This window comes from Rhizobacter koreensis, assembly GCF_013366375.1.
GTDB classification, from domain to species: domain Bacteria; phylum Pseudomonadota; class Gammaproteobacteria; order Burkholderiales; family Burkholderiaceae_C; genus Schlegelella_A; species Schlegelella_A koreensis.
The window spans coordinates 239,161-264,961 of sequence record NZ_JABWMJ010000009.1; the positions used below are offsets into that span (position 1 = coordinate 239,161).

The following is a 25,801-nucleotide window of genomic DNA, read 5'->3' on the forward strand; positions in this document are numbered from 1 at the left end:
TACCTTGGTTCTGATGGATGGACTGCAGGATCACGCAGCGACGACCTCGGGCGCGACCGTCTCGACCGGGAATGCGTCGTCGTTGCCCCACTCGTTCCACGACGCCGGGTAGACCGCGACGCGCGAGTGGCCGGCGAGCTGCAGCGCGACGAAGGTGCGCGCGGCACGGCCACCGCCACCGCAATACGCCACGACGCGGTCGTCGGAGCCGGCGATTCGTGCAACGTCGTCGGCGAGCGCGGGGGCTTGCCGGAAAAGGCCCCGCGCGTCGACTTCGCGGCTCGCATCCCAGTGCACGGCACCGGGAATGCGGCCTCTGCGACGCGCGTTCGACTGGCGCCCCACGAACTCCTCGGCTTGCCTCGCATCGACGATCACGCTGCGCGTCCGTTCTCCGGTCGCGACCGAGAGCACGTCGTGTGCAGACGCGAGAAACCGTGTCACAGGCTCAAGCGCGAAGCGCCGGGCACCGACCGCCGGGGCGTCGCGCACCAGCGACGGTTCACCCAGCATCGAGAGGCCACCATCGAGCAGGACGACGTGCTCGACGCCTGCGTAGCCGAGGGCCCACGCAACGCGGGAGACGTTCACCTCGTTGGATCGGCCATACACCAGGACGCGGCTGCTCCGCTCGATTCCCAGCGTCGACAGCAGCCAAGCGAGCAGGTTCTGGAAGCGCTCGATCGATGCCGCGTCGGTACGCTGCAGAACCAGCAGCGTCGGATCGAGGTGACGAGCCTGCTCGAGATGACCGGCCCAGTAGTCGGCGGCCGGACGTGCGTCGATCAGGATGAGGTCGTTCGCGTCATGGTGGCGCGCCAGCCAGCCTTCGTCGGCAAGGGCGTAGTGGGTCATGGTTCGTGGCAAGTGGAGGAGCACGCATCGTAGGAACCGCTCGTTCGCGCGCCAACGAAGGAATCCGGCTTTCGTCATTCGCATTTCAGTGCGCGAGCCGGCAGAGAGAGCGCCAAGACCCGCGGCTTGAAGCCGGCAGCCCCGTCGGCTCGGCCTCAGCACCTTTTCGGCGCACGGCGCCAAGAGCGTCGCTCTCATGAAACAGAGTCGAGCGGCGTCCACGCTCTGACCTGGACCGGAAGGTCGCTCGGTCTTGGTAGCCGCACCGAGGCGACCGCGGCGAGTAGGGGTGCCGTCGGCTCCGCCTCAGGGCGTCGTCCTACCTGGGCAGCGTTGAAAGGGGCCTATGCTGCACTGCAGCAAAGTCGCGCTTGGCGTCGACCGATCCCCATGTGAATGTCCCGAAAAAATGAACCGACTTCCTAGAACACCCGCAGCGTCTCGTGCGTCCCTTCTCGTCGGTGGCGCTGTCCTGGCCAGCGCCGCCGTCGCAGCCTGGGTCGAACGGCGCGCTCGCCGAGCTCTGGCACGGCACCCACCCGAGGGCCGAATGCTCGAAGTGGACGGGGTCCGCCTCCACTGCGTCGAACGCGGGGCCGGGTCGCCGGTGGTCCTGCTTCACGGCAACACCGTTTCACACCGCGACTTCGAGGCCAGCGGCCTCATCGACCGCCTGGCACGCCATCACCGCGTCATCGCATTCGACCGCCCGGGTTTCGGCCACAGCAGCCGTCCGCGTGACCGCCTCTGGACGCCCCGCGCGCAAGGCGCATTGTTCAAGGCCGCACTGGCGCAAATGGGCGTCGAGCGGCCGGTGGTGCTGGGCCATTCGATGGGCAGCATGGTGGCCATGGCGATCGGTCTCGATGATCCGGCCGGGGTGCGTGGCCTGGTGCTGATCGGCGGCTACTACTACCCCAGCCTCCGCGTGGACGCCCTGCTCACGGCTCCAGCAGCCCTCCCGGTGCTCGGCGACGTGATGCGCTATACGGTCACGGCACTGTCTGCTCGCCTGTTGCTCGAGCGGCTCGTCGAAACCATGTTCATGCCGAACGATGTGCCGGCGGCATTCTGGGATGTGCTGTCGCGCGAGATGCTGGTGCGCCCGGTGCAGATTCGCGCCAATGCCGAAGATGCCGCGTTCATGATCGGCCAAGCCAAGGCCAGCAGCGAGCGTCATGGAGAACTGCGCGTCCCCGTCGCGATCATCGCCGGCACCGACGACGTCGTCGTCGACGTGGAAGCGCATTCGGTGCATCTGCACGAAGAGCTGCAGAACAGCAGCTTGGTGGTGCTCCCGGGCGCCGGTCACATGGTGCATTACGTCGCGCCAGAGGCGGTGGTGGCGGCGGTGAATACCCTTCAGCCCGACGGCATGCCCATGAGCGCCTCGTCAGACTCGATCCCGGCTACGAACGAGGCGCCCGCGGAACTGCAGGCCATCGGGCTGGCGGTTTGATACGCCCGCGAGTCTCGATCGCTCCGCAACCTTGGAGGAGAGCACGATGAGGAATCCCTGGACCAAGAAGAACCCGTTCATGAGCATGTGGCTGAGCGGCGCCAACAAGGTGGCGGGCGCCGCCCGCGGCCAGGCGTCGGCGGCCGTCAAGCGCGAGGTCTCGCGGGCTTCGAAGACGGGGGCCGCCGAGGCCGGCAAGCAGGTGCTGGACTTCTGGAGCGCTGCGTTCGGCTCGCCTGCCAAGAGCCGAGGAAGAAAGAAGCGGTAGCGGCCAGCCGCTCGCACACGCCGCCGAACTGCTCGCGTCCTCAGCGGCAGGGCGTGAGCAGCCGCCGGGCTGCTCCGCTTCGGCCCCGACATCGGCGTGCGAGCAGCAGAGAACGAAGCGTCCGGGTGGGTCAGACTGACTTCGCCGATCTCCGCCAACGTGGGTCGGTTCTGGATCGGCGTTGACACTGCATCGGCCAGCACGTCGCGGTCACACGGGGCAACGCTGCCTTGCTGCTGAGCCTGGTGCTGACCGTCTTCTCCTGGCGCGCGGCCTTGTGGCTGTGAACGGCCGCATTGCGCACCGCGGCCGGGCCGCAACTCAATTCGGAGCCTTCTCGGCCGATAGACGAAAGGATGCCCGGCCACCGCCTGCGGTAGCTCAGACCAAACCTGACCTGGAGCCCCTTTTGGCACACCCCAACCGATTCCTGCCGCGCAGCCTGTTGGTCGCTGCCGCCGTTACTCTGACCGCCTGCGCCGGCATGCCCGAGCCCGAACCCGCCGGCACGCCGCGCAAGGAGACGGTGTGGGCCGTCACCGATGCGGCCGAGCTGGTGCGCTTCAACGCCGGGCAGCCGCACAAGCTGCTGCAGCGCACGGCGCTGCAGGGCCTGGACCGCGGCGACCGGCTGGTGGGCATCGATTACCGCGTCGCGCGCGGCGTGCTGTATGCGCTGTCGGCAGGCGGCCGCCTGTACACGCTTGACACCAAGACGGGCCGGCTGACGGCCGTGGGGAACGCGCCGCCGGTGGTGCTGCAGGGTGAACGCTTCGGCTTCGACTTCAACCCTGCCGCTGACCGCGTGCGCGTGGTCAGCGACAGCGGCCAGAACCTGCGCCTGCATCCCGATACGGGTGCCCTGGCCGCCACCGACCCGCCGCTGAGCTGGGCCGCGCCGGGCCAGCCTGCGCCACGCATCGCCGCTGCCGCCTACACCTACAACAAGAAGGACGAGAAGCTGACCACCAACTACGCGATCGATCTGGTCGCCGGCACGCTGGTGACGCAGGGCTCGATCGAAGGCGCGCAGCCCGTCGTTTCCCCCAACACCGGCAAGCTGGCGGTGGTGGGGCTGCTCGGCACCGGCGCGCTGGACGCCGCCGCCTTCGACATCGCCGACACTGACAACACCGCGCTGGCTGCGCTGCGCAGCAGCGGGCGCACGCGGCTGTACTTGGTGGATCTGGTCAGCGGCCGCGCCGCGGCGCTGGGCATGGTAGGCGACGGCCGCGCGCTGTGGGGCCTGGCGATCGAGCCCTGAGCGCGATGCTCGGCACTGTGCTCCAGGGCACAGGCACGTCGTGCGGCGGGCAAGCACCATGATGCGCGCGCTGCTGTTGGCGCTGCCGCGGGACCGCTGGAAGTGCGCGTGATGGACAGCAGCGGCGCGCCGCTGGCCGGTGCGGTGGTGTTCCTCGAACCGGACGCAGCGCGCGCCGCGGTCAAGCGGCTGGCGTTGGAAGAGATCGCGCAGGTCTCGCGCAGCTTCGACCCCGCGGTGAGCGTCGTCACGATGGGCGCCACGGTGCAGTTTCCGAATCGGGGCACCGTGCAGCACCATGTCTAAGTCGGCTTGCGGGACTACCGCCGCCGTATGTCAGATTGGGTACCGGCTGGCCGCTTTAGACCACAGCGGCCGTTCCGCTGCAAGAGGTGACCGGCTGCAGTCAGTCTGACTGCAGTCCGTCGCCTTCGATGCTTCGGTGACAGGTACGAGCATCAGAGCGGTCGTCTGGCCGAGCGGACAACTAGGCCTCCGACTGCGGATATCGGAGCTTCTTGCTGACGTTCAGAGGAGGCGAAGCGCTCCACGTGATGAGCCCTCCTCCAGGGTCTGCTCCTGCGCGGGTGAACTCACGCACCCGGATTGCGCGTTGCTCAACGGGCTGTTGGCGGCGTTCCTGCAAGCAGGCGTTCAACGGTTGCATCGCTCTGGACCTGCAGCTGGCTGGTGTCTATGCACGGTCCAAGCGCTCCGGCCAGCGCCTACTCTTCGTGCGAGCGCGCCCGTGCCCTGGACATGAGAATGGCGCCAAAGGCATCGTGTCTGCCGTGAAACAAATTAGACATCCGGCCGACATGCTCAATCGATGGAATCAAGCCCGCTACCGGCCTATGGATTGATAGTGCTGGTGCGGCCTTGAAGTACGGACCGGCGCTGTACGCGGGTTGCGTTCTCCGCTTGATCGCGAATGCTGCAGAGGCTCGTTCAGTCCTGCTGCGCCCTTGGAGTTCCCATGCGTTTTCCCCGTACGCTGCTGACGTCGATCGTCCTGGGCAGCACGCTGCTGGCGCCGCTGGCGCGGCACACCCCGCTCGCGCAGGACGTCGGCGCCGCCTCGTCGGCGGCGGTCAGCGCGCGCGTCATCGTCAAGTACCGTGCCGACTCGGCACTGCTGAAGAAGGTCGCCCAGGCGGTCGGCACCAACGCCTCTCCCGAGGCGGTGCGCGCCAATCGAGTTGCCGCACTCTCGACCAAGGTCGGCGTCGCGCTGCGCGCAGGGCTCGACATCAGCGATCAGACGACCGTCGTGCACGCCGAGGGGCTCACGTCCGAGCAGCTGGCCACGCGCCTGGCGGCCGACGCCGACGTCGAGTACGCGGTGCCCGACCGCATGAAGCGCCGCGTCTCGGTGCCGAACGACCCGCTCTACGCCTCGCGGGCCTACGCGAGCAGCACCACGGGCGGGCCGCTGGTCGGCCAGTGGTACCTGAAGCCCCCGGGGCCGGCGGGCACCGCCGCCAACACCGCGCCGTCGGCGATCAACGCCGAGGGGGCGTGGGACCTCACCACCGGCAACCCGAACATCGTCGTCGCGGTGCTCGACACCGGCATCCGCTTCGACCACAGCGACTTTCGAACCGTGGCCAACGGCGGCAACCTGCTGCCGGGCTACGACATGGTCGCCGACGACCGCACCGCGGCCGACGGCCAGCCCGGGCGCGACGCCGACGCCAGCGACCCCGGCGACGGCGTGACGCAGGCCGAGGCCAACAGCATCCCCGGCTGCAGCAGCACCGACGTCGGGCCGAGCTCGTGGCATGGCACGCAGACCGCCGGCCTGATCGGCGCGCTCACCGACAACGGCGTCGGCATCGCCAGCGTCGGCCGCAACGTGCGCGTGCTGCCGGTGCGCGTGCTCGGCAAGTGCGGCGGCTTCGACTCCGACATCGTCGCCGCGATGCGCTGGGCCGCCGGCCTCAACGTGCCGGGCGTGCCGGCCAACCCGAACCGCGCCCACGTGATCAATCTCAGCCTCGGCGGCGCCGGCTCGTGCGGCACCGTCTACTCGCAGGCGATGGCCGAGATCAACGCGGTCGGCACGGTGGTCGTGGCGGCCGCCGGCAACAGCGCCGGCCGAGCCGTGAGCGACCCGGCCAACTGCCCGAACATCATCGCCGTCGGCGGGCTGCGCCACGTCGGCACCAAGGTGGGCTTTTCGGACCTCGGGCCCGAGATCGCGATCTCCGCCCCGGGCGGCAACTGCGTCAACACGGCAAGCGCGGCGCCTTGCCTGTACCCGATCATGACGACGAGCAACTCGGGGACGATCCAGCCGGTGGCCGGCGCGGCCGGGTCGGCGTTCAGCGATGCCTTCGGCTATTCGGTCGGCACCAGCTTCTCGGCGCCGCTCGTGGCCGGCACGGTCGGCCTCATGAAGTCGGTGAGCCCCACCATCACCCCGGCGCAGGTGCGCACGGCGCTGCAGAGCACCGCGCGGCCGTTCCCGACCACCGGCGCGGAGAACAGCCCGGGCGAGCCGGCGCCGACCGCCTGCCGTGCGCCGGGCAACAGCGACCAGCTGCAGTGCTACTGCACCACCTCGACCTGCGGCGCCGGCATGCTCGACACGCGCGCGGCGGTGGCGGCGGTCGGCGGCGTGGCGAGCGTGCAGGCACGCGTCAGCCTCGCCACGCAGAGCCCGGTTGCCGGCCAGCCGGTCACGCTGAGCGCGGCCGGCTCGGTGGTGCCGAGCGGGCGCTCGATCGTCAGCTACCGCTGGGAGATCGACAGCAGCGGCGGCATCGTGAGCGGCTTCGTCGGCGCGACCGACGGCCCGACGGTCTCGCTCACCCCGACCGGCCCCGGCACCTTCAGCGTGCGCCTGACCACCACCGACGATCAGGGCCAGTCGTCCTCCGACATCCTTACGGTGACCGTCGGCGAAGGTTCGGGCGGCGACGTCCCGGGCGGCGATGACGGCGCCGACGACGGCGGCGGTGGTGGTGGCGGCGGCAGCCTCGGCGCCGGCTCGCTCGGGCTGCTCGGGCTCGGCATTGCGGCGCTCGCGGCGCTGCGGCGGCGGCGCGCGGATGCTAGGTGAGGTCCTGACAGCAAGTGGTTCTTGCGCTGCTCAGGCGTAGTCATGGTGCTTGTGCGATGAGCTATCCCGCAATGCGCTCTTCAGCCCTTCAGGCTCGACCGGCTGGTTCCGCCGAACCCGCCGAGCCGGCGCAGCCGGCGCCAGTCGCGGCACGGCCGAACCGAACCGTCTTGCGCTGAGCACGGCGCTGGCGAGAACGCGTGAGCTCAAGGTTCGACTCTCGAGCGACGTTATGCCTGAAGCGTGGTGGAACGAAGCCGGCGCCGCGCGCCGGCTGAGCGCGATCCGGGTGACTCGCACCGGGTCGGCTTGACCCCAATCTCGAGCTGAGGCCGCGGTGCCCTTGGCGATCAGTCGATGCACTCCTCCAGCGCGTAAGCCAAGCGTTCAACCGCCGGCGGCGGGAGCACCGCGAGCCGCAGGTGATCGCTGTTCGCTCCCAGCTTGTTGCCGCATTCGCGGATCAACACGCCGTGTTCCTCGAGAAGCCGGGTGCGTAGCGCGGGGCCGGACCCTACTTGGCGCAACCGCGCGTAGAGGAAATTGGCGTGCGACGGGTAGACCTCCACGCCGGCGATGGCAGACAGGCGCGCGAGCATCGATTCGCGGTCGGCGGCCACCCGGGCGAAGCTGGCCGTGTACTCGGCGCGGTAGTCGGGGAGGCTCTTCAGCACGAACGATGCAATGCCGTTGACGTTCCAGTACGGCAGCTTGCGGCGCAGCTGCGCGGCTAGTCTTGTATTTGCCACCGCATAGCCGGCTCGGATGCCGTGCCAGCCGAGCGACTTGCCCAGGCTCTTGATGACGATCGTGTTCGACGACTCGATCGCCAGGCTCGCGGCGCTCTCGATACCGGAGAAGTCGATGAACGATTCGTCGATCACGAACAGTGAGAGCGGCGTCAGGCGCTCCATCAGTTCCCGGATTGTCTCCAACGACAACGCCGCGCCCGTTGGGTTGTCCGGATTGCACAGGACCACCGTCGAAGCACCAGTCTTCGGGATGGCGACTTGCAGTTCGTCGATGCCGATGTGAAAGGCCTCCTTGGCGCGCCGCGGCAGGAACGAGATCGGAATACCGAGCTCCTGGGGCACGTCGATCCAGCGTCCGAACGTCGGGATCGGGGTCAGGATCGGCCCGTCGATGTCGCGGCAGAGGCTCGTGATCAGTTCGGTCGAGCCGTTCGCGACCACGACATTTTCCGTGGGCACGCCGATCATGGAGGCGATCGCTGCCTGGTGAACGTCGGCATAGTCAGGGTAGTACTTGAGCAGCTCGGGCAGGCTCTCGTGGATGCGCCGGCTCAGGTCGGCCGGCGGGAAGTACGGGTTCACCGGAACGCAGAAGTCCAGCAGTTGACCGTTGAAGCGCGTGGCGGCGGCAACCTCGAAGAACGACGGGTTGTGCGAGTGCCGCGAGAACAGCGGCTCCAGTCGATCAGCACGCATGGCGACCTCCACCGATGATCCGGTAGTCGCCCTGGATCGTCACGCCGGCGCCGAACGTGTCTTCCACGGCGTCTGCCAGCATTTCGCCAAGCGCTTCATCCTCGTCGTAGAGCACGCCTAAGACGGTGCCGCTGTGTGCGCAGTTCACGCCGAGCGCGCCGCAGTGCCGCGCACATGCGAGCAGATCGTTGAACTGCGGCTTGGGCAGTATCTGCTGGCTGATCTGCGCACTCAGCGTGGCCGCGGTCGCCACCGCGTGCTTGTCGCCGCGGCGAAGACCGAGCTTCATGAGGTGAAGCGCGGCGCGGATCGCGGGTTCCTCGCGCCGGTAGATCGACGCCGCACGCGCACGATCGAAGCTCACCGTGTCGACCTCGCCGCCGCAGTCGACGACGAGCACGCGCATCCCTGCCGGCGCCGGCAGGGATTCGAAGAGACGACCGCCCAGGTGGTCGACGTGCGCAATGCCTGGGAAGTGGACGCAGTCGGATGGCTCGACCGCCGTCAAGACGCGCGCGAACTGCCGGTCGGACAGCTGCATGTCGCAGCTGATGCACAACGCCTGCAGGGCGGCGGTCAGGTCGGCCGTGCTCGAGGCCATGCCCTTGCCGCGTGGGATGTCGCTCCTGATTGCAATCTCGTGATGAAGCTCGAGGTGAAAGGTGCGGCGCATCACATCGGCGGCCTCGATGATCTTGCCGAAGTCGCCAGCGTGACTGATGCGCACGCCGTCGGCGCCGCAGGGACGTACGCCGGCTTCCGCGTAGAGATCGACAGGGCAGTTCACCAGGAAGTGCTGGCCATCGATGCAGCCCTGCACGAACTCACCGCAGGTGGCAGGAGCCTTGGAGCGGACGACGCTCCTTGCGCGGGTTTCGGGTGACGAGATGAGATCGAGCATGCAAGAGTCCTCGAGGTTGAAGGATCGACGAAACGCCGACCACAAAGGTTCGAGGAGGACTTTGCGAGTCGATTGGCACGCACCGATTGCCGGCTCGTGTCGGCGCCGACGCATTGGTTGCAGACTGTCGACGGTCGCGTGCACCGCCTGTGCACGAGGGTGAGTGCTCGATGCAACAGGGCTCGAGTCACGCGGAGGCACGCCGACGACGAGGATCCCAGCAGACGAACGCAGTCGCCGATCGAAGGCTCGGCGCGCACGGCCGAGCCCGACAGCATCGGCCTCAGACGCCGACGGCTTCGAACGCGAGGGGAACTCGGACCTGCGCGACGAGGCCGCGATCGCCACGCGTCAGTTGCACGTCGCCGCCGTGCGCGCGGGCGATCGAGCGGCAGACCGCCAGCCCGAGCCCGGTGCCGCTCTTGTCCGATGCGCGTGCGCTCGGCGAGCGGTAGAAGGGATCGAACACGCGCTCGAGCTCGGCATCGGACAGACCAGGACCGCTGTCGCGCACTTCGGCGACGGCATCCTGCTGGTCCGTGAACAGGCGCACCTCGGCGCGTTCGCCGTACTTGACGGCGTTCTCGACCAGGTTGCCGAGGAGTCGCCGCATGCCGATGGCATCGACCTCCACTGGTGCGGGTTCGGCGTGCTGAAGCTCGACGGCCTGGCCGACGAACAGTGCATCCTCGACCACGTCCTCGACGATCGTGCGCAGGTCCAGCTTTTCGCGCGAGCCCGGCTCCGAAGCATCGCGGATAAAAGCAAGCACCGCGTTGATCATGTGCTCCATCTCGTCGACCTCCTGGAGCATGCCTTCCCGGGCTGCGTCGTCGAGGTCTTCGATGCGGAACCGCATGCGGGTCAGCGGCGTGCGCAGATCGTGACTGATCGCGCCGATCATCGCGGTGCGATCGTCGACGAAGCTGCGCAGCCGGCTCTGCATGCGATTGAAGGCATGCGCGGCACGGCCCACCTCGGCAGGGCCTTCGAGCTCGAGCACGACCGCGTGCGGATCGCGGCCGAGCCGCTCGGCGGCCGTCGCGAACTCCGACAGCGGTCGCACGAGCCGCCGCGAGAACAGCCATCCGAAGGGAGCGACGAGCGCGGCCGCGATCGCGAACCACAGCAGCACGCGACGCTGCCATGCATTCGGAAAGGGCTCTGGTGTCGGTTGAACGACCGCCCAGTCGCCGCTGGCCAGCCGAACACCGGCGACGAAATCGCCCTGCACGAACGGAGCGGGTGCCAGCCCGAAGAGGCCGCGCGAGGTTGCCACGCCCGAGTCGCCGCCGGCCGTGACGGAGGGAGTCGGCGGTGGCGGAGGGAGTGCCGGTCGCACGGGCGCGGGTGCCGCGATGCGCGACGGCGGGTCGCCGGCGCCAGATGGCGACACCGAAGGCTCGTCCGAGAGATCCGACGTTCGCGCTGCCGAAGTCGCGACTGCCGCCGTCGCTGCCGCGGCTGTGCCGGGAGTCACTGCTCGCGGGACTGGGTCGATGCGCCGCACGTCGTTTGCGGTGCTCGGATCGCCCGCCCCGCTCCCTGCGCGCGGCGTCATTCCAGCTTGGGACGTCCGCGTGTCGTCGTCGGCACGTGGGTTTCGAATTGCTGCCCACGGGTCCGCACTGCCACGTCGAAGACCCGGGGACGAACGCGCATCTGCGGCGACCGTGCCTTTCTCGGGACCCGAACTGTCAGAACCACCGGCGCGTGGCTTCGCCGACTCGGCGCGTGACCGCGGCGCGGCGTCTTGAGAGGCGTCGATTGCCGACCAATCGGCGAATGAAGACGGCGTGCGGGCGCTGGCCGGGCGGCCCTCCGGCCGAGAAATGTCTTCGCGCGTGCGCGCGTCCGCGGGCGATGCGGACGTGCCTCCGAATGCCGGCTCCATCGAGTGCTGGCTTGCGCGTCCGGGCTCCCCAGGCAAAGAGCGCGCTTCGGCGTCGCGGCCCGGGCGCGCGGCGTCTGCCAAATCGGGGGCGTTGTGCGGCTCCTCAGCCCCCGACAGCTGAACGCGAGGTTGCGGGCGCAGGGGCGAGCCCGGCACGTCGCCGGCCCGAGGAGAAACGTCCAGGCGTCGCACCGATGGCGTCAGAGAACCACCGCCACGAGGCAGGCTCCCGCTGCCGAAGGCCCCTCCCCCGAAGCCGCCGCCGGGCACGGCGCCGCCTCTCAGCCCGGGGCCCATGCTGCCCGCGGGCGCGTCGTCGCCTCCCGTCCCGCTTCGGCCGAAATCGCCAGCGCCGACGCCGCGGTTCGAGCCGATGCCGCGGGGCGTGGGGCCGATGCCACCGATCCGGCCGCCCTCACCGCGGCTGGCTTCGCCCGTGCCCGCATCGCCGGCGATGCCCGCACCCCGCATGCCACTCGCGCTACCGAGGCCGCCCCGGTTGCCCGTACTGCCGTTCGTGGGGCCGAACATGCCGCCGCCCATGCTACTGCCGTTCCGCGGACTCATGCCACCGCCTCCTGGGCTCCCGCCACCGCCGCCGCCGCCGCCCGAGCCACCGCCGCGACCGCCGCCCGGACCCGCCTGGGCAACCAGATAGTTCGCGAGAACCAGTCGCGCACCTGCCGAAGGATCCTCCGCATCCTCGACGCGGCTCCCGTCGAAGTTCTCGGACAAGGGGCCGCCGACGTCCCGAGGCAAGGCCGTCGCGCTTCCGGCGAACGGCAGCGGCGTATAGAAGTAGAGCCGCACGTCGGCCTCGTCGCGGGCCAGCATCGCGGCGAGATCCTGGCGCGAGCGCGCGGACGTCAGCCACCCCGGACGACTCGGCTCAGGCGGTGCAGGTTGCGTCGAACGCTGCAGGGGTCGATGGCTCGATGTTTCCACCGCATCGCCGTTCAGCGTGCGGGCGACGTCGTTCAGGTCGTACTGCGGCGGGGGTTCCGGCGGAAGCAGCAGCGTGAGCGCCAGCGTGACCAACTGTGCGACGACCAGCCCGACCAGCAGCAGCCCCGTGATCTGCAGCGCCAGGGGCGGCCCCGACCAGCGTGCGGCACGGGTCGCATTCATGCGGGAAATCTTGCCACGCCTGTGTTGCACCGGCATGTCAGCGCTGCAAAGCTGGTGATGCGAAGGGCTGCTATTTTTCGAGCCATGAACGCCATCTCCACGGCTCCCGGCCCGAGCACCCGCATCCTGATCGTGGACGATGATGTGGGCATCCGCAACCTCGTCTCGTCGTTTCTCGAAAAGCACGGCTTCCGAGTCGATTCGGCAGCGGATCCCGTCGAAATGCGCGAGCGTCTCGCCAGCCAGAGCTACGCGCTGATCGTGCTGGACGTCATGATGCCGGGCGAGGACGGGCTGACCGCCCTGCGTTCGCTGCAGCGCAGCAACGGGCCGCCGGTGATCATGCTGTCGGCCGTGGGCAGCGACATCGACCGCATCGTCGGGCTGGAGATCGGCGCCGAGGATTACCTGGCCAAACCGTGCAACCCACGCGAGCTGCTTGCCCGCATCCGCACCGTCTTGCGGCGTTCGGCAGGTTCGAGCGCCGCTCCCGTCGCCGAGGCGAAGCCCACGCCATCCGGCAACGCGTCGTCTGTCACGTTCGCCGGCTGGCGCCTGGACTTCATGGCACGCGAGCTGCACGATCCCTCGGACGCGGTGGTCAGCCTCTCGGACGGCGAGTTCCGTCTCCTGCGCGCGTTCATCCAACATCCGCGGCGCGTCCTCACGCGCGACCAGTTGCTCGAATACGCCCGTGGCGGCGACAGCGACTCGTACGATCGCGCGATCGACGTTCAGGTCAGCCGTCTCCGCCGCAAGCTGGTGTTCGGACAGGAGCGCATCGACCTGATCCGGACGGTACGAAGCGAGGGCTACATGTTCGTTCCCGGGGTGACCCCCAGCGCATGACCCGATCGGAAGAGCGGCCCCGCACGATGCTGGCGTGATGTCAGCACTGCAACAAAGCGGATATCTGGCGGACACGCCTGCAAGGTTGAATGCAGACCTCTTCTTTCCCCGGCACGCATGTCCGCTGCCCGTCCTCGTGGATCGATCCCTTTGCTGGCTGGCCACCCGCAGCCTTGCGCTCCCGGAAGTGCTCAAGCGACTGCGCCTCGATCCACTTGGGCCGGAACCTTCAGAGGCCCACCCGGTTCTCTTTGCGCGCCAGTTCGACACCGGCTGGGTCGCGCTGGTCGCCCGCGCGAGGACGCACCGGATCGTGTCGACGCGCGAGCTTGCCCGCCTCTCGGAGCGCGGCCAGGTGCTCACGTGCTCGTTCGACGAGCGCTGGATGACGAGCGAGTCCGAGCTCTGGATGCGCGGCGCGCGGCGCTGGCGCATCGAGCACGACGGGCGGCGGTCCAGAGATCACCTGGTGACGGCGGGTACGCTTCCGCCCGCGTTCCACGCCATCCATGCCGACTGGTCGGACCTGCACGCCACGTTCCGCGGTACCCCGGCGGACATGGACTACCACTTCGAGATTCCGCTTGCGGTGGCGGGCTCCTACATCGGCTTCAGGCACCAGGAGTTCGACCGGCCGAGCGACGCCGATCAGCGACTTGTCGAGGCCGCCTTGAGCGAAGGGCGAGTACAGCCGCGTTCCCGCTGGATGTTCTGGCGCTAGGCGAACCGGTTACGCTGGGCTGGAAGCGGCGCACGCACGGAGCGCGGTCCCGGTGCTCCGTGCGCCCGTAGTTCGCTCAGGCCGCCACGCCCACGGTCAACGTCGCCTGGTAGCCGTCGGATACGCTCCCGGTGACGCTCGCAAGTTGCAGGCTGGTTCCGTCGCTGAACACGTTGTCGGTCGCGAAGCTGACCCGCGCGAGGTTCTGCACGCTCGCGGCGTAGCCGGTCGTGGCATAGACGGCCTGGCACACCGACGGCGGCAACGCGATCTGCGAGGTCTTCAGCCTGAAGCTGGCGGTCGATGCCGTCGACAGACTGCGATAGACCTCGAAATGGATATGCGGCATCCGACCGTCATAGCACCCGGGGAAGATCGTCGTGAAGCTGACTTCCCCCTGGGCATTGGCGACCTGAACCCCGCGCAGGTAGTTCTGGGCGGTGACGCCGCTCGAGTACATCGAGTAGCGGCCGAGCCGGTCGCAGTGCCAGAGGTAGACCACGAACCCGGCGAGGTCTGCGCAATTCATGTTGGTGTCGACGAGGCGCAGCTTCACGGTCAGAGTCACACCATCTGCGACGGCGCTGGCACCGGCGATGCTCGAGCGGATGTCGCTGCGCACGATGCCCGAGAGCGCAAGCGCGTTGGCTAGAGTCCCGTTGGCGGTGTTGGAGCCGTCCGCCGGGTACGGTCCGGCCGTTTCCTCAGGGATGGTTGCGCACGCCGAAACCGATGTCGTCGCCGGCGTGCTTGCGACTGTCGTACCGGAGGTAGTGTCGCTATTCGCCGTTACCGTCGTGGCTGGCGTGGTGGCCCCGGTAGACACGCCGGATGTGCCCTCGCCCGAATCGGAGCTGCTTCCGCCGCCGCCACAGCCTGCAAACGGCAAGGCCGCACCGATCAGCCAGCCGAGCGTGCGACGGCGGTCGAGCGCCATACAGCTAAGCAACGCGAGGTGGACGAGGCCGGCATCGTGGTCATCGACCGGTGCAGCGCTGCTCGTGCGCGCGCCGCGTGCAAGTGGACCATGGTTCATGTGTCGGGCGCCGCTTGCGTCGGCGGAGCAGAGTTAGACATGGCTGCATCCTCGTGTGCAGCCATGTCGTGGCGATTTCCCGATTGTTTCCGCGGTGACACGAGCCGCTTCGCAGCTCACAGGCTCGAGCTTGGGCTCGGCTGCTCTTGAAGGGCCGCTATGAAGGCACAGCCCTCGCACATCTCGCTCAAATATCGGCTGTCAGCTCTTGTCGACAGCGGGCGTTCCGACCTTCAGATCCGACGGGCTGCAATCAGTCTCAACCGGTACATGCACGCACACAACCTCCGCTCTCCGCGGACAAACCGCATCCAAGAACCGCCCCTCTCGCCCCGCCACGGCACTCGGCCACCGTCGCGTCAGCTGCTCGACGAAGTACGGGCGCTCGGGACGCGGCCCGACCAGGCTCATGTCGCCCGTCAGCACGTTGAGGAACTGCGGGATCTCGTCGATCCGAAAGCGCCGGATGAAGTGGCCGACGCGGGTGACGCGGACGTCCTGCGCGGCGGCCCACTTCGGCACACCGTCCTGCTCGGCGTCGGCGCGCATGCTGCGAAACTTCAGCACGCGGAACGGCTTGCCGCCTCGACCGACGCGCTCCTGGCGGTAGAGCACCGGGCCGCGGCTCTCGAGGGCGATCGCCAGGGCCGTCAGCGCCATCAGCGGCAACGCCATCGCGAGCAGAAGCAGCGCGCCGCCGATGTCGAACACGCGCTTTACGGCGCTGCGCCACGCACCCTGCTCGAAGCCGTCTCCGAACGCGAGCCATCCGGGATGCGCCTGCTCGACGGCGATCTGCCCGAGCATGGTCTCGTAGCAGGTCGACAAGTCCGAGACGCGCACGCCGCCGGCCTTGCACTCGAGCAGCTCGCGCAGCGGCATGCTGCCGCCGCGACGCTCGGTGATGGCGACGACGACCTCGTCCGCGCGGTGGGCGGCGACGACCTCGCGCAGGCTGCGAGCCCCTCCGAGCAACTGCTCGGCGTCGACGGCATGGGTCGGCTCGTTGGGCCCGGCCAGGTAGCCCACGACCTCCACGCCCCGGTCTGCCGCCCGAAGTGATTCGCCGAGTCCCCGTGCCGAACTCCCCGAGCCGAAGATGATGAGGCGGTGACGCCGGCGCGCGGCCGCCCGACGACCGTGCGTGGCCCAGACGCGATGCCCGATCACCACGGCGATCAGGCTTATGAACAGCCAGCCGCGATCGCTGCGACGACCCCGAGCCGCGGGATGGAGGGCAAGGACGGTGTCGGCGAGCAGAAAGGCGAGCGCGAGGGCCAGGCCGACCTGCGCCCAGGCCAGCGTCGCCGACCCTCGCAACGTCACGTTGTAGACCCCGCACGCCACGGTGCCGAGCAGCACGCAACCGGCGAAGGCGAGCGCGAGCGACAGCGCCGCGGGCAGTGCCACCGCATGCGCCGGCAGCGTGGCGATCAGCAGGCTGCCGGTCGCGGTCATCCCACCGTCGACGCCGGCGTGGCGAAGCGAGGGCGTGCATCGGTGGCGATCGATCGGGCGGACCATGTTGGCATTCCGGGACGGGTGACGAAGCGCCTTCACCACGTTCGGCTGACACGCGACGCCAGGTGAGCGCGACGACGCGCCAGTGAACGCGCGCGAGGCACGCGCTTGCCGAGCGGAGGGACCGCCGCTCGACGGCATCGATGCGCCGGCTCTGCCGCCGCAACCCTCGTCGGCCGCCGTCGAGGCGTGGCGTTCAGGGCGGCGCGATTGTGGTGGCGCGTGACGCGCTGCCGCACGTCCTTCAGACTTCTTTACCCGCGGCCAGCCGCGCTTAACGAAGCCCGCCATCAGAGCAGCCGAGCTGCCCGCGGCAGTCGATCGCTCACGGGCACCCGCTTTGCCGGCGGGTCGCCAGCGCCTTCTGGAGCCGCCATGACCGACACCACTTCTTCCGTGCTCGAGCAGCTTCGCGTGTTCGACCAACAGCGTCCCGGCATTCCGGGCGAGCACTGGTTCACGTTCGGCCTCGGCCTGTACCTGCTGGCGCGGCAACCGCGCTCGACGCTCGGTCGGCTTGTCTCGATGCTCGCAGGTGGCGTGCTCATCGCGCGCGCCTTCACGGGCCGAGACGGGCTGATCGCGCTCCTGGAGCGATCCGCGGGCGAGACGCTCGAACCTGATGAACTGGTCGAGATCGCGGCACCGTGGCCCTACGACGAGCGCACGCGCATCGCACCCGCCAACCCGAGTTGATCGCAGCGGCCCGCGCGGCATCGGCTTCGAAGGTTGGTCGACCTCACGGCCAAAGCCCGTGCGGCGCCTTACACGGCCTCCATGACACCGCTCACATCGCGCCCCTCGCCGCTTCTACGGCTTGCACTTGCGGCGCCCATTTCACCGTCAGACCACTTCGACGCCCGGCACGCGAGCAGCGCGCGTGCGGCTGTTGCACAAGTTGCCGCGCCGATACGAGCTTTGCTTTGGCTGGGGGCAACACTCGTCCCGGCGAATCATCGATGGATCAAACCCGAGGGAGAGCGTATGCGGCCCTGGCCTTTCCTGATTGCGGCGGCCGTTCTCGCAAGCAGCTGCGGCGGCGGCGACGACGATGACGACCCGGACGTCACCTTCTTCGTCTCGAGCGCGACGAGCCCGACCGGAAATCTCGGCGGACTTGCCGGTGCCGACGCCACCTGCCAGCGCCTCGCCGGGGCCGTCGGTGAGGGCGGGCGCACGTGGCGCGCCTACCTGAGCGTCGAGCGCGGTCCGACTGCACAACCCGTCAACGCGCGCGACCGGATCGGGCCAGGCCCCTGGCACAACGTCAACCACGAGCTCGTGGCGCGGGATCTGGCCGAGCTGCATTCGCGCAGCGGCGACGCGGCCGTTTTCCTCGACGAACGGGGCCAGCGCATCAACGGCCAGTGGACCGGATCGCCGACGCCCGTCGAACACGACATCCTGACCGGCTCGAAGGCCGACGGCACGCTGCAGCCCGGCGCGACGTGTTCCGACTGGACCTCCGCGGCGACCGACGTCACAGCGCAGGTCGGGCACTCGGACGGGCTCGGGCCGAACCAGAACGCGACACCGCCGCTATCCTCGTGGAACTCGGCGCACACGGCGCTCAACTGCTCCAATACCGCCCCGCGTGGCGGGGCTGGCCGTATCTACTGCTTCGCGCCATGACTGCAGTCGCCTGCTGCTGAGCGGCTCCGCGACCACGCGCTCGCGGCCGCCCGCTTCGGCGGGCTCCATCATGGCGCCGCACACATCTCCGTTCGCGACCGGTCGCGCGATCAGGGAGTGCCGAGACTCAGCACCGGTCCGGCGTCGTCGCTCGCCGCGGCGGCGCCAGTTCCGGGCACGACTTCGCGCGCTCGGCGAGTAGCGCCCCAATCTGCTCGGCAGTTGCGTCGGCCCAGGCCGACGCACGTGTCACTCACCGCGAGTGCACCCACCACCACGGCGCCGCGTGGCGTCCCGAACGAGTCGCCGACGTGCACCGCTCACCGTTCGGGTGCGACGGGGCCACGACTTCCGCGGTTGCCGTTTCGTGAAATCTGGCACGTTTGATGCTCGACGGTTGCTGCAACGGCTGGCCGCACCCGGAGAAGGCTCTCGCGTTCACCGAGTCCGCGCCGTGCCCGCGCCCATCGAATCTCTCGACGCTGCCACTGCACCGACGGCATACCCGTTCCGCCGCGGTTCAGGTGCCGCCATCCCAAGACACTGCTCCCGAGGAGTCCCATGAAACGCAAGTACGCCTATCCCTCGTTCCTTTCGCTGTGCGTGCTCGCCGCATGCGGCGGCGGCTCCGATGACGACAAGTCCGGGCCGACCACCTTCCAGCTCCAGGAAGCCACGGTCGACGACATCAAGGCGGCGACCGAATCCGACCTGATCACGTCCGAGCAACTCGTCGGCATGTACTTCTCCCGGATATTCGCGTACGACAAGGCCGGCCCGCGCCTGAACAGCATCCTGCACGTCAACCCGAATGCGCTTTCCAGGGCCCGCGAGCTCGACGCGCAGGGCGGCAGCAAAGGGCCGCTGCACGGCATTCCCGTTCTGCTGAAGGACAACATCGACACCGTCGACATGCCGACCACCGCAGGGTCGGTGGCGCTCGCGAACACGTATCCGGCGAAGGACGCCTTCATCACGCGCAAGCTGCGGGATGCCGGCGCCATCATCATCGGCAAGGCCAATCTCACCGAGTACGCCAATTTCCTGACCAGCGGCATGCCGGCCGGCTACAGTTCGCTCGGCGGATACGTGCTCAATCCGTACGACCCGCGTGCGCTGCCCGGCGGCGACGGCCGCCCGGTGCTCACGCCCGGCGGGTCGAGCTCCGGGCCGGGCGCCGCGACGGCGGCAAACCTCACGGCACTGTCGATCGGCAGCGAGACCTCCGGCTCCATCCTCAGCCCGGCATCGGCGAACGACGTGGTCGGCATCAAGCCCACGCTCGGGCTCGTGAGCCGCAGCGGCATCCTGCCGATCTCGGCCGACCAGGACACCGCCGGTCCGATCACGCGGACCGTCAGGGACGCCGCCATACTCCTGGGCGTCATCGCGGGCCACGACCCGGCCGACCCGGCGACGGCAGCGTGTCAGACGGCTGGCAACTGCTTCTCCGACTACACGCAGTTCCTCGACGCCAATGCGCTTGCCGGTGCGCGCATCCTGGTTCCGCCGTTCCCGACGAACCGGGCCACGATCATGGAAGCGGCGATCACGGTCCTGCAGGCGAAAGGCGCGACGGTGGTGCGCCAGAGCACCGCACTGGCGAACGTGACGGCACCCAGCGTGCTGAACTACGGCTTCAAGCGCGACCTGAACGCGTACCTCGCCACCAGGCCTGCCTCGCAGACGGTTCGCACGCTGGCCGACATCATCGCCTTTAACGCAGCGACGCCCGGCGCGCTCAAGTACGGACAGACGTTGGCCATCGCGTCGGACGCGCTGTCGTTGGATCCCTCGAGCGCCGACACGGCGGCGTATCAGGCCAACCTCGCCGCGGGCTACAGCCAGTCGCGCGGCATCCTGAACGGGGCGCTGAGCGGACCGGACGGCGTTGCCGGGAACGCCGACGACTACGACGCGCTGCTCTTCTCCGGCAACAGCGGCGCCGGCACACCCGCCCGTGCCGGTTTCCCCACGGTCATCGTGCCGGGCGGCACCGTTCCTGCAGTCGCTCCCATCGAGCAGCCGACACCGAGCGGCGTGGCGTTCTCCGGGCGTGCGTTCAGCGAGCCGCGTCTGATCGCCCTCGCCTATGCGTTCGAGCAGGCGACCAAGCTGCGCCGGCCGCCGGCGAGCACGCCGGCGCTCGCCGGGGAAGTGGTGACGCGATAGCGGCCCAGAACGCGAAAAACCCGGCAATCCCTTGGGTGACAAGGAGTTGCCGGGTTCCGGTATTGCAGCCCCGGTTCCCCAAAGTACGGAAAAAGTACGGAAAAGCGGGGTGAATTTTAGTGGTCCTCGTGGGACCTTGATCACCGTTTCTCCTCGTAAGGTTGCGTCCAAGGAAGTCCCGGGATGTCTGGATTTTCCGCCTTGACATTGTGGGGGTCGTTGGTTCGAGTCCAATCGCGCCTACCAATGGCCACCCGCATCGACACAGTCGCGTCGCGAGACAAGCTGAAGCCGCGGCGCGAGCCGTATTGGCACCGACTCGGCCGTGGCTGCTACCTCGGCTACCGCAAGATGACGGTGGCGGACGCGCTAGACGCGGGCTGGATGGCTAAGAAGATAGAGCGGCTGGAGAACGCCATCGATCGAAACCGGCGCTGGCGATCGGTACAGCGAAAGAATTGATCGAGACCTGCTGCAAGTCCATTCTGACGAAGCGGGGTGTGGCCTTCACAAAGTCCGAAGACCTCGGCGACCTCACGAAGAAGGTTGCGAAGGAACTGAGACTCGTGCCAGAAGAAATCACGGACGAGACGAAGGGGGCGGAGAACATTCGCCTGATTCTCCGAAACTTGACTCAGCTCACCAACAACCTTGCGCAACTGCGCGGGCTATATGGGACTGGGCACGGGCGCGACGGTCAGCACCGTGGACTCCAGCCGCGGCATGCCCGTCTAGCGGTCGCCTCAGCAGTCGCCTTCGTGGACTTCGTTTCCGAGACCTTTCGCCGTCGGCAAGTTTCAAACGCGCAAAGCAATGTTTGAGCACTGCACAGCGGCGTTAGCTTGGCGCGCTCGGCACCGCCCTAGACTGCATTGACCCCTATGAACGTAAGACCCAATACGAACGACTGCTCTCATCGATACCGGTCTCTGCCGCGGCGTGCCTGGACGTCTGCAGTCAGTCTGAAACCGACGGTAAGCTGAAGACGGGCTTGACGCCGAAGGGTCGGGTGGAGGTACCGTCGGCGGGGCCGGCATTCACCAGCCAGGCAGGCCCTACATCAGCTGCTTCCGCAACTCGGGCAGGCAATCCGCGAATTCCGGTTGGATCTTGCTCATCGGCTTGGAAACGGCCTCATCGCCGGTGAGTATGGCGAGCGCCATGCCGGTCATGGTGGTGAGACCATTCGCGTTGCGCAGCACCTGCAAAGCCAAGTCGACCGGAAAACCGTCGGCGCTGCGGCGCAGGGGGTGGATACCACCGTGAACGAACGAGTTCATCGCGTGCCAGGACACATCCTTGAACTGCACAAGCATCTCGTGCGCCGCACTGGGGACGCCTCGGCCGACGCGCCTGCCCATTTGCTCAATCATCTCGCTGACGCTCGGCAGGCTCTTCGCCGCGCGCTCGCTGTCCGGAGTAAGTGGTGCGAGCAGCTTAGCGATGGCTTGGTCGCTGGCGGCATAAATCAGCCACATGGCGCGGGTCAGCGCCTCGAACTGTAGGCGCATCAGGCTAACGGCTGAGGTGCCAAGCCCGAGCGCCATTAGCGCTCTAAGCCCCGCGGCATGTTCCAAGGCCACCAAACACATGCTGACGGCAGCCTCCCCACGTGGGGAATCATCGAACCCAGCATGTTCCAAAAGAGCCGAAAGGCTTTCCTGCAACTCGTCCGAGCGGCGCAGCATCAGCGCAAGTGCATCGTTCGTGTAAGGTTTGGCGTCCATAACGAATCGTCGGTGCGAGGAAGTGGTGCGTCTACCCGCGACGCGCGGCGCCGCCGTTCGCCTGTGGTCGAGCCGAAGATCGACACGTGACAGTCACCGTTGCTAGGTCCTTGGACATCGGCCGAGCGCCTCCTCTGAGCCGGGCGGCCGCTTGCCACTGCCCGCGAGCCGTCGGTTTGATTATCTGGCTCCGCTCGAGGTCTGGTCCGTGCGCACACCTGCCCGTGCGGTGGCGGCGCGGCAACTGCTTGATCTTTCCTCGAGCGCTCCGGAATGGCTTCGCCGCCGTCTGGCTCGACTCAAGATCGCTGCCGAGCGCTCCATCCCGAGAGCGGGCGAATGCTCGTAGGTGCTGCACACCCTTTCAGCCGCGTCGCTCAAGCAGGCCGGCTAAGCAGCTTCGCCAGCAGTTCGCCCTGTCGCCTGGTGCCGGTCTTCTCATAGATGTGCTGAATGTGGGTACGAACCGTACTAAGCCGGACCCCCGCTTCGCTGGCCGCCTGTTGCGGCATGAAGCCTTTCATGAGGAGCGCCGCGACCCGCGCTTCCGCTTCCGTGAATCCGTACGTCACGCGCAGAACCGAGGGATCAGTTATCGGCGGCCGCATGAACACGGCCAAAAGCAGCCGCGAGTTCTGGCCATGAGATTCAACCTGCGGCACTTCCTCAACAGGCTCCAATTTCAGGATGCACTGGCCCAGTGCCGGAGAATTCAGCGTGAACTCTTGACGTCCGGTAGCGCCATATTCTGCAAGCAACATGGCCATGGGTGTCCAGCGACCCAGGAGCTGATAATGCAGCCGCCGCATGGCGTCGACGACGAGAGTCGAAGGCTTCTCAAACAGGAACGTGGCGGCACGGTTGCACTCCAGGAGATGCCCCGAGCCGCTCAGCAGCAGTGACGGAGAGGTTGACGCGTCGAAGAGGCTTCGGCCAACCTTCAATAGGTCGGCTGCCGCGGCGGGCTCCCGCGAATCGGGCCCTGATTGACCGTTCAATGCGTGCATAGCCGAGTCTGCCTATTGCTGTTGAAGATGGCGCGCGACATCGCGCAGTTCAGGAAATCGGGGGCGTGACACCTCGCCATCGACGATTACGCCGCCGACTATCCAGCGTCCATGCTCATATACGTCCCAGCCTTGTTTTCGCATCGGCTCCGGTGGATGCGCATTCAACGGGCAGCGCGTTCGGCACTCGAACATGCTCGCTCTTGCCTCGTAAAGTCGTCCTTGTTGTTGCACCGGGACGCGGCGCATGGTTGCCGTCGCCTCGGAAGGCTCCTGACAATGGCTGTCAGCAGGCGAAAGAGACTGCTTTGCGAACTGCGCCCAGCGACTCCGCGCCCTCTGGGCTTGATCGCAGGCGCCCTCTGGGCAGAGCACCCTTAGCAGGGACGCGCGTTCCATCCGCGCACCTCCGTACCTGTAAGCTCGCTCGATCGTTCCCCCTCTGCCCAGCCTGGCTGTGACAGTTATGCAAACCCTGTCGTGATAGCCCGAGGCCTCAGCGCGAGATCCGAGCGGAGCGTTGGGCCGAAGTTTCTCGCCGGCTTCCTTCTCCAGGATCAGTAGCAACGCGAGCGTTTCAACCATGGTCCGTTGTCCTCCAGAAAAAGCTGATCGCACCGCATGCCGACGCCTTGTCGACAAGGAGGGTGCGATCAGGTGCTTGACGTTCGCGCCACACGCGGGTGCTGTCAATCAAACAGGTGCTGCTGTCCACACGAATAACGTTGACAAGCGGCTGGGCTTGTGATAGCCGGTCGCTAGGTGTGAGGGGCTCAGGCGTCCGCGGCCTGGTTATCGTTTAGCAAGGACTCACAGGCTTGCTTCGGCAAGCTATCGGCCGTAATGCGAGCCTCGCGGCCCGAGCTTGCCTTGCGCGTCCGCCGGCTGGCGGCCCCCTCCTCGTCCCGCTGTCGATGAAGTTCTTGAACGGCTGGCTAGCCTGGACGCGGGGTGCCTTTGAGTTTGGCGACCGCCACCGAGCAGAGCGTGGCCGGGGAGCTGCGGTTGCGCCGCGATCACGAAGCAAACGACAGGTGGGACGACGGGGGCTCAGCAGTCTTGACGGCTGGCCCGCTCGAGCGTGCACGTGTGCCTAGACGTGGTGACCGTCTCAACACCCGCGGCGCATGGCAAAGCGGGCCGGCAAGCGCAGCTGCATGTCGGGCCCAAGCGCGCGCGCTGAGGTCTTCAGGGATAGAGCCCTTTTGCTCTAGACGCCCGCGCGAGCTTGGAAAAAGGACGTATAGCCGGTGTGCAGCGGAAGCTGACGGTCGGCCGGCGCGATCGACTGCACGCTCCCTGTCAGAGACCGGTCACTCGGGACGGCGCAGATCCAACGTCAGTAGTGCCGGGCGACGACGCCCCTCGTCCTTTAGCAGTCATGAAGCGGTGATCACAAGCTGCGTGTTGCAGGGCCTGGCTAGCGACGGAAGAGTGGTGTCCAGGACTCGATGAGCGCCGCCTCGTCCTCTTCCTCCTCGGCCTCAGGAAGGTCGATGCCGTACAGCACGGTCAGGGTCTTGCCGTAGCTGGCCAGCCCGATCATGTCCTCGCTGATAGAGACGTTGTGCTTGCCGCCGAACCACTGCTGCAAGTTTGAGGTGCTCTCGACGCGAACGGCTTTGCGCACGTTGTTCGAGTCCTGGTTGAACGCGTGCGTCGGCGTGCCGCGAGGAACCGCCTCGCGCTTGCGCAGCCAATCAATGCCGCGCACGTTCTTCAACGCTTCCGACATGAAGCAGTGATCGATACGGCTGCCGGTGCTGACCACGATCGCTGCCAGCTCGCGGGTGCACTGCGCGTAGCGGATTGCCGTCGCATGAAGCGATGTCTTGCACGTCATTTCGAGGCCCTCGATCGCGGCGAGGCCCTCGCCCGCACGCTCCAGCGCGGGGAAGAAGAGATGCCGCGGCATCAAGAAGGCCGCAGCGAAGCGGTCGGCCTGCATCTCGTAGGGATCCGTCGAGGTGAAACCGGCGCGTGACTCATGAACACCGTTGGTCCCCTGGATCACGGCATCTGGGTGACCCGGCAAGAAGTAGTGCCCCAGCTCATGGGCGACGCAGAAGTTTTTGAAGCCGTCGTTTTCGATGTGGGTGGCGTAGGCGATAGCGAATTGGTCACCGACGCGGATCAGCATGCCGGAGACACCTCCGCTGCTGGCGGACTTGGCGGCGACCTCGATGTCGCGATCGCGCGCAACCCGGATCGGGTCGATCGGCAGAGCGAGCCCCATGCCCTTGACAATCTGCTCTGCCGCGACCGCGGCGAAGGCATGAAGATCGGACTTCACTTCTTGTCCTTACTCTTGGCCTTGCTGGCGAGCAGCGTGATCAGCTCATCAGCGAACTTGCGGTCTTCTTGCTGAAGGTTTTCGTAGTGGCGGTGCAGCTTGTCGGCCCCGGCCAGGCTCTTGAACTCCTCGACACGCCCGAGCAGGTAGTCGGTCGTCACGTCGAGGGTGTCGGCCAGCAGCCGCAGGTTATCAAACGAGGGCTTGCGCGCGCCCGTTTCAAAGTGCGAGATAGCGGAAGGCTGAAGGTTGGCGCGCTCGGCGAGCTGGCCCTGGGTGAGGCCCCGGTACTCGCGCGCGGTGCGCAATCGCTCGGGAAAGATGGCTGAAGGGGGGCTTGCCGCAGACATGACGGCTCCGTATATTTGTAAGTGACGCATTCGTCTTGGGCCCCGTGGCCCTTCTTCTTGGCCGAGAGCGTGACGGATTCGTCACATGCTGCGTATTTCAGCCCATCGTAGACGCTCGTTTCAGCCGATCGTAGACGGCGTTTCAGCCGAACGTGGACGCCATTTCAAGCTGATCGTGGACGACGTTTCAGCCTGATCGTGGACGATTGCGG

Annotated in this window: 21 protein-coding genes; 11 read left to right on the top strand and 10 right to left on the bottom strand. The window is 67.6% G+C overall.

All coding sequences use genetic code 11. The features are described from left to right. Positions 1-30: 30 nt before the first annotated feature. Positions 31-855: a sulfurtransferase gene (locus HQN59_RS19075; protein ID WP_176070706.1), complete on the bottom strand. Its 825-nt coding sequence runs from the start codon at positions 853-855 to the stop codon at positions 31-33. 550 nt (positions 856-1,405) lie between these two features. Here HQN59_RS19075 and HQN59_RS19080 point away from each other — a divergent pair. From HQN59_RS19080 to HQN59_RS19100, 5 genes are all read left to right on the top strand, one after another. Further along, entirely contained in the window at positions 1,406-2,314 is a 909-nt protein-coding gene (locus HQN59_RS19080; RefSeq protein ID WP_246295018.1) for an alpha/beta fold hydrolase, read from the top strand. 46 nt (positions 2,315-2,360) lie between these two features. Continuing rightward, complete coding sequence (locus tag HQN59_RS19085; RefSeq protein WP_176070708.1) at positions 2,361-2,582, top strand: hypothetical protein; 222 nt, start codon at positions 2,361-2,363, stop codon at positions 2,580-2,582. Positions 2,583-2,865: 283 nt separating this feature from the next. Continuing rightward, a complete protein-coding gene (locus tag HQN59_RS19090) occupies positions 2,866-3,846 on the top strand; it encodes a DUF4394 domain-containing protein (RefSeq protein WP_342451252.1) in 981 nt (326 codons plus the stop codon). Between the two features lie 111 nt (positions 3,847-3,957). Next, the gene (locus tag HQN59_RS19095) at positions 3,958-4,152 is read left to right on the top strand and encodes a cupredoxin domain-containing protein (protein ID WP_176070709.1); all 195 of its coding nucleotides are present in this window, start codon (positions 3,958-3,960) and stop codon (positions 4,150-4,152) included. Between the two features lie 670 nt (positions 4,153-4,822). Beyond that, a complete protein-coding gene (locus HQN59_RS19100; protein ID WP_176070710.1) occupies positions 4,823-6,910 on the top strand; it encodes a S8 family serine peptidase in 2,088 nt (695 codons plus the stop codon). Positions 6,911-7,260: 350 nt separating this feature from the next. Here the strand turns inward: HQN59_RS19100 and HQN59_RS19105 are convergent, their stop codons facing one another. The 3 genes from HQN59_RS19105 to HQN59_RS26875 form a co-directional block, all read right to left on the bottom strand. Continuing rightward, entirely contained in the window at positions 7,261-8,358 is a 1,098-nt protein-coding gene (locus tag HQN59_RS19105) for a pyridoxal phosphate-dependent aminotransferase (protein ID WP_176070711.1), read from the bottom strand. Beyond that, a complete protein-coding gene (locus HQN59_RS19110) occupies positions 8,348-9,259 on the bottom strand; it encodes a GHMP family kinase ATP-binding protein (protein ID WP_176070712.1) in 912 nt (303 codons plus the stop codon). Before HQN59_RS19110 ends, HQN59_RS19105 begins: the two co-directional genes overlap by 11 nt. A 283-nt stretch (positions 9,260-9,542) precedes the next feature. Further along, on the bottom strand, positions 9,543-12,467 hold the full coding sequence (locus tag HQN59_RS26875; RefSeq protein ID WP_217704216.1) for an ATP-binding protein: 2,925 nt from the start codon (positions 12,465-12,467) through the stop codon (positions 9,543-9,545). Here HQN59_RS26875 and HQN59_RS19120 point away from each other — a divergent pair. After that, a complete protein-coding gene (locus tag HQN59_RS19120) occupies positions 12,366-13,130 on the top strand; it encodes a response regulator (protein WP_176070713.1) in 765 nt (254 codons plus the stop codon). The genes HQN59_RS26875 and HQN59_RS19120 overlap by 102 nt on opposite strands. Before the next feature lie 37 nt (positions 13,131-13,167). Next, the gene (locus HQN59_RS19125; protein WP_176070714.1) at positions 13,168-13,851 is read left to right on the top strand and encodes a hypothetical protein; all 684 of its coding nucleotides are present in this window, start codon (positions 13,168-13,170) and stop codon (positions 13,849-13,851) included. Positions 13,852-13,927: 76 nt separating this feature from the next. Here the strand turns inward: HQN59_RS19125 and HQN59_RS19130 are convergent, their stop codons facing one another. Both HQN59_RS19130 and HQN59_RS26690 read right to left on the bottom strand, forming a co-directional pair. Beyond that, the gene (locus HQN59_RS19130) at positions 13,928-14,887 is read right to left on the bottom strand and encodes a dioxygenase family protein (protein ID WP_217704217.1); all 960 of its coding nucleotides are present in this window, start codon (positions 14,885-14,887) and stop codon (positions 13,928-13,930) included. A 201-nt stretch (positions 14,888-15,088) separates the two neighbouring features. Continuing rightward, positions 15,089-17,125 (bottom strand): exopolysaccharide biosynthesis polyprenyl glycosylphosphotransferase, encoded by a 2,037-nt coding sequence (locus HQN59_RS26690; protein ID WP_176070715.1) that lies wholly within the window; start codon positions 17,123-17,125, stop codon positions 15,089-15,091. Positions 17,126-17,185: 60 nt separating this feature from the next. Between HQN59_RS26690 and HQN59_RS19140 the strand changes: the two genes are divergently transcribed. The 4 genes from HQN59_RS19140 to HQN59_RS25835 all read left to right on the top strand — a co-directional run bounded on the left by HQN59_RS19140 (position 17,186) and on the right by HQN59_RS25835 (position 21,033). Then, positions 17,186-18,040 carry a DUF1554 domain-containing protein gene (locus HQN59_RS19140; RefSeq protein WP_246295019.1) on the top strand — a complete coding sequence of 285 codons (855 nt, stop codon included), beginning with the start codon at positions 17,186-17,188 and terminating at the stop codon, positions 18,038-18,040. 561 nt (positions 18,041-18,601) lie between these two features. Beyond that, positions 18,602-20,212, top strand: a complete 1,611-nt coding sequence (locus HQN59_RS19145) for an amidase family protein (protein WP_176070716.1) — start codon at positions 18,602-18,604, stop codon at positions 20,210-20,212. Positions 20,213-20,458: 246 nt separating this feature from the next. Next, positions 20,459-20,674, top strand: coding sequence for a hypothetical protein (locus HQN59_RS25830; RefSeq protein ID WP_217704218.1), 216 nt, complete (start codon positions 20,459-20,461; stop codon positions 20,672-20,674). After that, positions 20,671-21,033 (top strand): abortive infection family protein, encoded by a 363-nt coding sequence (locus HQN59_RS25835; protein WP_217704219.1) that lies wholly within the window; start codon positions 20,671-20,673, stop codon positions 21,031-21,033. The genes HQN59_RS25830 and HQN59_RS25835 overlap by 4 nt, the downstream gene beginning before the upstream one ends. 234 nt (positions 21,034-21,267) lie before the next feature. On the opposite strand, the gene HQN59_RS19155 is transcribed toward HQN59_RS25835, so the two are convergent. The 4 genes from HQN59_RS19155 to HQN59_RS19170 form a co-directional block, all read right to left on the bottom strand. Beyond that, positions 21,268-21,939 (bottom strand): DUF6988 family protein, encoded by a 672-nt coding sequence (locus HQN59_RS19155; RefSeq protein WP_217704220.1) that lies wholly within the window; start codon positions 21,937-21,939, stop codon positions 21,268-21,270. Positions 21,940-22,316: 377 nt separating this feature from the next. Next, positions 22,317-22,946: a helix-turn-helix transcriptional regulator gene (locus HQN59_RS19160; RefSeq protein WP_176070717.1), complete on the bottom strand. Its 630-nt coding sequence runs from the start codon at positions 22,944-22,946 to the stop codon at positions 22,317-22,319. 1,420 nt (positions 22,947-24,366) lie between these two features. Next, a complete protein-coding gene (locus HQN59_RS19165; RefSeq protein ID WP_342451253.1) occupies positions 24,367-25,239 on the bottom strand; it encodes an ImmA/IrrE family metallo-endopeptidase in 873 nt (290 codons plus the stop codon). Then, on the bottom strand, positions 25,236-25,589 hold the full coding sequence (locus tag HQN59_RS19170) for a helix-turn-helix domain-containing protein (RefSeq protein ID WP_176070718.1): 354 nt from the start codon (positions 25,587-25,589) through the stop codon (positions 25,236-25,238). Before HQN59_RS19170 ends, HQN59_RS19165 begins: the two co-directional genes overlap by 4 nt. Between the last annotated feature and the right edge of the window lie 212 nt (positions 25,590-25,801).